Genomic DNA, 7,441 nt, shown 5'->3' with positions numbered 1-7,441 from the left:
CCGGGGGGCCGCCCTTCGGCGTGCCCGGCCCGGTTTCCCACCCCCGGAACATCACAGTCGTACGACCAAACATGCCTGAATGCGGGTGATTTGCCCGTGATGGACCAGAGCGCCGCCACCGCGACCAGCCCCCGTCGTTCTAATCTGACGACTGTCATATCCCTGCGGCCACCCAGGATGGATCCTCATGTCAGCGGCACCGCCTGACAACGACGTGCTGTGGGCCCGAGGGATCGTCAAGTCCCATGACGGCACCCCCGCCCTGCGCGGCATCTCGATCGGCGTCCGCGAGGGCGAGGTGCTCGCCGTCACCGGCCCGCGCGGCTCCGGCAAGAGCACCCTGCTCGACTGCCTCTCCGCGCAGCTCCCGGTCGACGAGGGGGAGGTCTGGTTCAACAGCGCCCCCGTGCACACCCTCGCCCGGGCCGGCCGCGAACGGCTGCGCCGCGACCGCTTCGGCTTCGTCGGCTCCGAGCCCCACCTGGTGCCCGAACTGACCGCCCGGGAGAACGTCGCGCTGCCGCTGCTGCTCGCCGGGGCCGGCAACAAGGCCGCCTACACCGCCGCCGACGAGTGGCTGGAACGCCTCGACGTCGGCGACTGCGCCCGGCTGCGGCCGGAGCGCCTGCTCCAGAGCCACCGCCAGCGGGTCGCCGTCGCCCGCGCCCTGGCCCCGCTGCCGCCCGTCGTCTTCGCCGACGACCCCACCGCCCCGCTGCACCGCGAGGCCGCCGACCAGGTCATGCGGATACTGACCAGCGCGGCGCGGTCCCACCAGCTCACCCTCGTCCTGGCCACCCACGACCCCGAGCTCGTCCGGTTCGCGGACCGCGCCGTCGCCCTCGTCGACGGACGGCTCACCGCCCCCGCCGCACCCGTCCCCCGCGGCATCACCGCCCCCGGGGCCGCCGGAGCGCCCGCCGTCACGGCCACCCGCCGCTGAAAGGGTCGACGTGTTCTATCTCCGTCTGGCCCGGGGCTACCGGGTGCCCGACCTCGGCCGCTGGCTGCTCACCGCAGCGGCCGCCGCCGTGGTCGCCGCCTTCCTGCTGCGCTCCCTCGGCCGGGCGATGAGCGAGCAGATCGGCGGCGCTGACCCGCTGGTCCGGCTGCTCTGGTGCCTGCCCCCGCTCGCCGCCCTCGCCTGGTTCGCGGCCGTCGCCGCCCGCGCGGTGCCCGCCCGCCGGCCCGAGCGGATCGCCGGCCTCACCGCCGCCGGGGCCGGCTCCCGCCGCATCCGGACGCTGATCGCCGGCGAGGTCGCACTCGCCTGCACCCTCGGCAGCGTGCTGACCCTGCTGCTCTTCCTGGTGCTGCGCAACGACGTCGCCGGACCCGCGCTCGCCGCCGACCTCGGCATGGGCGTGCCGCTGCCGCCCGCCGCGCCCCTCACCCTGCTCGCCCTGGTCCCGCTCACCGCCGCCGGCGCCGCCGCCTGCGCGGTCTCCGTCACCGACACCCTGCCCGGCGGCCGCACCCCCGCCCCGACCGGCTTCGGCGTCTGGCGGATCGCCCTCGCGACCGGGCTGGGCGTGATCGGCGCCGCGCTCGAACTCATCGCCCTGCGGCCCGGAGCCGCCGTCGACGGCCGTCCGATCCACCTGCCCGCCGGGCTCGGCTCCACCAGCACCGCCGCCCTCTTCGGCTGGGCCGCCAGTGCGCTCGGCCTCGCGCTGCTCACCGGCCCGCTGCTGGCCTGGGCCGGGCGGCTGCTCGCCGTCGGGCGGCCCACCCCGCTGCGGCTGCTGGCCGGGCGCGGCCTCACCGCCCAGGCCCGCCGGCTCGGCGCGCCGCTGGCCGTGCTCACCCTCGCCGTCGCGCTGGTGCTCACCACCGTCCGCTACTGGATCGGCACGCCCGACAGCGCCGACGCGCTGCCCGCCGTCGAGGCCTGCCTGGTCCTCGGCTGCGCGGCCGCCGCGGTGGTCAACCGGCTCGCCGAGGTCCGCACCGACCGACGCGGGGTCACCCACGCGCTGCTGCGCCTCGGCACCTCGCCCCGACTGCTGTTCGGCGCGGTCGCGCTGCGCACCCTCGCGGTGGGCAGCACACTGCTGCTGACCGGCGGGGCGACCGCCGCACTGGCGGCCGCCGGACTCCGGTAGCGGTCTCCCGGAGCGGGCCTCAGCCCGCCGCGGCGAGCTGGCCGCAGGCGCCGTCGATCTCCTGGCCACGGGTGTCGCGGACGGTCGTCGGCACGCCGTGCGACTGGAGGCGGCGGACGAACTCGCGCTCGTCCTCGGGCCGGGAGGCCGTCCACTTGGACCCGGGGGTCGGGTTCAGCGGGATCAGGTTGACGTGCACCCGACGGTTCTTGATCAGCCGGCCGAGCAGGTCCGCCCGCCAGGCCTGGTCGTTGATGTCCTTGATCAGCGCGTACTCGATGGAGATCCGGCGGCCGGACTTCTCCGCGTAGTTCCACGCCGCGTCCAGCACCTCGGCGACCTTCCAGCGGGTGTTCACCGGCACCAGCTCGTCGCGCAGCTCGTCGTCCGGGGCGTGCAGCGACAGCGCCAGGCGGCAGCTGAGGCCCTCGTCGGCGAAGCGGTGCATCGCCGGGACGAGACCGACGGTGGAGACCGTGATGCCGCGCTGGGACAGGCCGAAGCCGTCCGGCGCCGGGTCGGTCAGCCGGCGGATCGAGGCCAGCACCCGGTTGTAGTTGGCCAGCGGCTCGCCCATGCCCATGAAGACCACGTTGGACAGCCGCGCCTCGCCGCCCGGGATCTCCCCGGTCTTGAGCGCGCGCATCCCGGCGGCGATCTGCTCGACGATCTCGGCGGTGGACAGGTTGCGGGTCAGGCCGGCCTGGCCGGTGGCGCAGAACGGGCAGTTCATGCCGCAGCCGGCCTGCGAACTGATGCACATGGTGACCCGGTCCGGGTAGCGCATCAGCACGGACTCCACGAGCGTGCCGTCGAAGAGCTTCCAGAGCGTCTTGCGGGTGGCGTCGTCGTCGCAGGAGACGTGCCGGACCACCGACATCAGCTCGGGCAGCAGGCTCCCGGTGAGCTTCTCCCGGCTGGCGGCGGGGATGTCCGTCCAGCTCGCCGGGTCGTTCGACATCCGGCCGAAGTAGTGGTTGGAGAGCTGCTTGGCGCGGAACGGCTGCTCGCCCAGCTCGGCGACGGCCTCCTTGCGCTCGGCGGGGCTCAGGTCGGCGAGGTGTCGCGGGGGCTTTGCGCCGCGCGGCGCGACAAAGGTGAGTTCTCCGGGCTTAGGCATGGTTGTTCCAGTGTCGCAGACGCGCGAGGGCCCCGGACGCCAGGCGTCCGGGGCCCTCCCTGGTACGTCTCGTACGCGCCGGTCAGCTGCCGACGAACGCGGCCAGCAGCAGCCAGACCACCGGGGCGGTCGGCAGGAGCGAGTCCAGCCGGTCCATGATGCCGCCGTGGCCGGGCAGCAGCGTGCCCATGTCCTTGATCCCGAGGTCCCGCTTGATCATCGACTCGCCCAGGTCGCCCAGGGTCGCGGTGACCGCCGCGCAGCCGCCCAGGATCAGGCCCTGCCACCAGCTGCCGCCGTCGATCATCAGCTGCATCAGCAGCGCGCCCGCCAGCATCGACAGCGCGATGCCGCCGGCCAGGCCCTCGCGGGTCTTGCCCGGGCTGATCGTCGGGGCCAGCTTGGTCTTCCCGAACTTGTAGCCCACCGCGTACGCGCCGGTGTCGCTGCAGATCGTCACGATCAGGAAGAGCACGATCCGCTGGGGGCCGTCGTCGGCCGCCAGCATCATCGCCACGAAGGTGGCCAGGAACGGCACGTAGAAGGCCGTGAACACGCCTGCCGTTATGTCCCGCAGGTAGTCCTCCGGCGGCTCGGCCATCCGCCAGACCATCACCGCCAGCCCGGTCAGCGCCAGCGCGGCGGCCGCCCACTGGATGCCGGACCAGTAACCGGTGGCGACCATGGCGACGCCGCCCACGACCAGCGGGATCAGCGGCGCCTTGATCTGCTTGCGCTCGGAGAGCCGGCTGGTCAGCTCCCAGACGCCGACCGCGACCGCGGCCATCACGACGACCAGGAACAGCGCCTTCACCACGAACAGCGAGGCGACGATCACCGCCCCCAGGCCGACGCCCACGCCTATGGCGGCCTGGAGGTTACGGCCACCGCGCTGCTTGCGCGGCTGCGGCTGCGGGGCGGACTGGGCGGCCACGGGTGTCTCCTGCCCTGGGTGGGACGACGGCACGAAGTGGGGCTGCCCGGCCGCCAAGTGGTTCGCCGGCGGCGCGGGATGCACCGGTGCCCCCGGGTGCGGCGGGGTGCCGCGGCCGGGGGCGGGAGGGACGTCGTCGGATATCGCGCGCAGCACGACCGTCTCCGTCACGCCCGACGGCACCGGCTCGGGCTGGTCCTCCCGGAACAGCGGGCCGTTCAGCCGGCCGGACTCCCTGCCCTGCCCCTCGGCGGGCCCGGCCGGGCCACCGGTGGCGGGCCGGCCGTGGGCCGGGGGCCGACCGTGGGCGGCAGACCGGCCGTGGGCGGGCGCGCCGGGCGGCGGACCGGGCTCGGCCGGCACGGGAGGCATGACCTGAGTCTCCTCCGCGTCGCCGCCCCAGTACACCGGAGGCTGCTGCGACTGATCCGAACGGAGGCCCGGCGCCCCGTGGGCGACGCCCGGCGCACCCGGGGGCACGGCGTGGCCGCCCGGGTGGCCGGGGTGTCCCTGGGCCGGCGCCGGCTGCGCGCCGTACCCCGGCACCGGATGGGCCGGGGTACGGGCGGCCTGCGGGTGCGGCGCCGGATGGTGGGGCTGGAACTGCTGGTCGGACGGGCCCCAGTAGCCGGGGGCGTCAGGGGCGTCGTTCATCAGACCTCGAGCAGCTCGGCTTCCTTGTGCTTCAGCAGCTCGTCGACCTGGGCCACGTACTTGGCCGTGGTGTCGTCGAGCTCCTTCTCGGCGCGGCGGCCGTCGTCCTCGCCGACCTCGCCGTCCTTCACCAGCTTGTCGATGGCGTCCTTGGCCTTGCGGCGCACCGCGCGGATCGACACCTTGGCGTCCTCGCCCTTGGTGCGGGCGATCTTGATGAACTCCCGGCGGCGCTCCTCGGTCAGCTCGGGCAGCACCACGCGGATGATCGAGCCGTCGTTGGACGGGTTGACGCCCAGGTCGGAGTCGCGGATCGCCTGCTCGATGGCCTTCAGCGCGGTCTTGTCGAACGGCGAGACGACCGCCATCCGCGGCTCCGGCACCGAGAAGGAGGCCAGCTGGTTGATCGGCGTCACGGCGCCGTAGTACTCCGCGACGATCTTGGCGAACATCGCCGGGTGCGCACGGCCGGTGCGGATGGCCGCGAGGTCGTCCTTGGCGACGCCGACGGCCTTCTCCATCTTCTCCTCGGCCTCGAGGAGGGTCTCTTCGATCACTGTGGTCTCCCTGTCCGGTTCATCTGCTGTTGTCCCGACCGGTGTCGGCGCGGTGGCCGGTCCCGGCGTCGGCGCCGTCCAGTACGGCTGGTTGCTGCTCAGGCCCGGACAGAATCCTGGCTGATGAGTGTGCCGATCTTCTCACTCTTCACCGCGCGCGCGATATTGCCCTCCGCCAGCAGTTCGAAGACCAGCATCGGAAGGTTGTTGTCCTTGCACAGCGTGATCGCGGTGAGGTCGGCGACCTTGAGGTCGCGCGCGATGACCTCGGAGTACTCCAGCGCGTCGAACTTGACCGCGTCCGGGTTCGTCCGCGGGTCGGAGTCGTAGACGCCGTCCACGCCGTTCTTGCCCATCAGCAGGACGTCGGCGTGGATCTCCAGGGCGCGCTGGACGGCCGTGGTGTCGGTGGAGAAGTACGGCATGCCCATACCGGCGCCGAAGATCACCACACGGCCCTTCTCCAGGTGCCGGACGGCCCGCAGCGGCAGGTACGGCTCGGCGACCTGGCCCATGGTGATGGCGGTCTGGACCCGGGTCTCGATGCCCTCCTTGACCAGGAAGTCCTGCAGCGCCAGGCAGTTCATGACGGTGCCGAGCATGCCCATGTAGTCGGAGCGGGCCCGGTCCATGCCGCGGACCTGGAGCTCGGCGCCCCGGAAGAAGTTGCCGCCGCCGATGACCACCGCGACCTCGGTACCGGCACGGACGACGGTGGCGATCTCCCGGGCGATCGCGTGCACGACGTCCGGGTCGACGCCGAGCCCGCCGCCACCGGCGAAGGCTTCACCGGACAGCTTGAGCAGCACCCGGCGGCGCGAGCCGTCCCTGGGGTCCTGCGCGGTCTCCTGCGTCTCCTGCATGGACTTCTCCTTTTTGCACCTACTGGTCACAGGCGCGGGTGTGCGGATGCCCCGCCTGCGCGTACACGAGAGGAGGCCACTGCCGCGGGAACCGGTTCGGTGTCCTGCACGGCAATGGCCTCCTCGTCGTTCATGGTGCCGACGCGAGCCCGCCCGTTGGGGATAGGCGCGGGGTGAGCCCGTTCGGCGTTCCTCCCGCCCCGATCAGCGGGCGGGGGCGGTTCCCAGCGTAAAGGGGCCGGGGACCAGGTGGAACGTGGCTCAGGCGCCGACGCGGAAACGCGCGAAGCGCTTGAGGGTGACGCCGTTCTCCTCGAGGACCTTGGCGACGGTCTTCTTGTTGTCCTTCGCGAAGGCCTGCTCCAGGACCGAGAACTCCTTCACGAAGCCGGTGACGCGACCCTCGACGATCTTCGGCAGGGCGGCCTCCGGCTTGCCCTCCTCGCGAGCGGTGGCCTCGGCGACGCGGCGCTCGTTCTCGATGTCCTCGGCCGGGATGTCCTCGCGGGACAGGTACTTCGGGGCGAAGGCGGCGATGTGCTGCGCGACGTCCTTGGCGACCTCGGCGTTCTCCTTGTCCAGCTCGACCAGGACGCCGACGGCCGGCGGCAGGTCGGGGCTGGTCTTGTGCAGGTAGACTGCGACGAAGCCGTCACCGTCGAACTGGGCGAAGCGGCGGAAGACGATCTTCTCGCCCAGGGTCGCGTTGGCCTCGTCCACGAACTGCTGGACGGTCTTGCCGGCCTCGATCTCGGAGGCCAGGGCGGCGTCCAGGTCGGCCGGGGCGGTCTTGGCGACGTGGGCGGCGATGGCGTCGGCGACCTTGACGAAGTTGTCACCCTTGGCGACGAAGTCGGTCTCGCAGTTCAGCTCGACCAGGACGCCGGACTTCTTGTCCTCGGCGATCAGCGCGGCGACGGCGCCGTTGGAGGCGTCGCGGCCCTCGCGCTTGGCGACGCCCTTCTGGCCCTTGATGCGCAGGAACTCGACGGCCTTCTCGACGTTGCCCTCGGCCTCGTCCAGGGCCTTCTTGCAGTCCATCATGCCGGCGCCGGTGAGCTCACGGAGCTTCTTGACGTCCGCGGCGGTGAAGTTCGCCATGGTGTGAATCTCTTCTCGCGTCTCGCGTGTCTGCGTGGAGTGGCGCCGGGACCGATGGTCCGGTCCCGGCGCGGGAGAGAGGGGCACCCGCCGGCTTCGTACCGGCG

General features: G+C 72.8%; 7 protein-coding genes. 2 read left to right on the top strand and 5 right to left on the bottom strand.

Features of this window, described 5'->3' with window-relative positions:
• Positions 1-187 precede the first annotated feature (187 nt).
• Together ACWGKU_RS29740 and ACWGKU_RS29735 are read left to right on the top strand one after the other, a co-directional pair.
• On the top strand, positions 188-943 hold the full coding sequence (locus tag ACWGKU_RS29740; protein ID WP_452180948.1) for an ABC transporter ATP-binding protein: 756 nt from the start codon (positions 188-190) through the stop codon (positions 941-943).
• Positions 944-953: 10 nt separating this feature from the next.
• The gene (locus tag ACWGKU_RS29735; RefSeq protein WP_401048729.1) at positions 954-2,105 is read left to right on the top strand and encodes a hypothetical protein; all 1,152 of its coding nucleotides are present in this window, start codon (positions 954-956) and stop codon (positions 2,103-2,105) included.
• Positions 2,106-2,124: 19 nt separating this feature from the next.
• Here ACWGKU_RS29735 and rlmN read toward each other — a convergent pair whose 3' ends face one another.
• From rlmN to tsf, 5 genes are all read right to left on the bottom strand, one after another.
• Positions 2,125-3,225 (bottom strand): 23S rRNA (adenine(2503)-C(2))-methyltransferase RlmN, encoded by a 1,101-nt coding sequence (gene rlmN / locus ACWGKU_RS29730; protein ID WP_359900630.1) that lies wholly within the window; start codon positions 3,223-3,225, stop codon positions 2,125-2,127.
• Between the two features lie 82 nt (positions 3,226-3,307).
• A complete protein-coding gene (locus ACWGKU_RS29725) occupies positions 3,308-4,531 on the bottom strand; it encodes a phosphatidate cytidylyltransferase (protein WP_401048736.1) in 1,224 nt (407 codons plus the stop codon).
• Between the two features lie 281 nt (positions 4,532-4,812).
• Positions 4,813-5,370 carry a ribosome recycling factor gene (gene frr / locus ACWGKU_RS29720; protein ID WP_359900627.1) on the bottom strand — a complete coding sequence of 186 codons (558 nt, stop codon included), beginning with the start codon at positions 5,368-5,370 and terminating at the stop codon, positions 4,813-4,815.
• A gap of 98 nt (positions 5,371-5,468) precedes the next feature.
• Positions 5,469-6,233 carry a UMP kinase gene (gene pyrH, locus ACWGKU_RS29715; protein ID WP_329929692.1) on the bottom strand — a complete coding sequence of 255 codons (765 nt, stop codon included), beginning with the start codon at positions 6,231-6,233 and terminating at the stop codon, positions 5,469-5,471.
• A 261-nt stretch (positions 6,234-6,494) separates the two neighbouring features.
• Positions 6,495-7,334, bottom strand: coding sequence for a translation elongation factor Ts (gene tsf, locus ACWGKU_RS29710; RefSeq protein ID WP_401048732.1), 840 nt, complete (start codon positions 7,332-7,334; stop codon positions 6,495-6,497).
• Positions 7,335-7,441: the final 107 nt, after the last annotated feature.

The sequence above is a fragment of the Kitasatospora sp. NPDC054768 genome (genome assembly GCF_053612025.1).
The sequence above is the reverse complement of the archived record's forward strand: the minus strand, read 5'-3'. Positions and strand labels throughout refer to the sequence as shown.

Coding starts and splice junctions, on each gene's coding strand:
- ACWGKU_RS29740 (WP_452180948.1), top strand. CDS start 188: ATGTCAGCGGCACCGCCTGACAACGACGTGCTGTGGGCCCGAGGGATC.
- rlmN (WP_359900630.1), bottom strand. CDS start 3,225: ATGCCTAAGCCCGGAGAACTCACCTTTGTCGCGCCGCGCGGCGCAAAG.
- ACWGKU_RS29725 (WP_401048736.1), bottom strand. CDS start 4,531: ATGCCTCCCGTGCCGGCCGAGCCCGGTCCGCCGCCCGGCGCGCCCGCC.
- pyrH (WP_329929692.1), bottom strand. CDS start 6,233: ATGCAGGAGACGCAGGAGACCGCGCAGGACCCCAGGGACGGCTCGCGC.
- tsf (WP_401048732.1), bottom strand. CDS start 7,334: ATGGCGAACTTCACCGCCGCGGACGTCAAGAAGCTCCGTGAGCTCACC.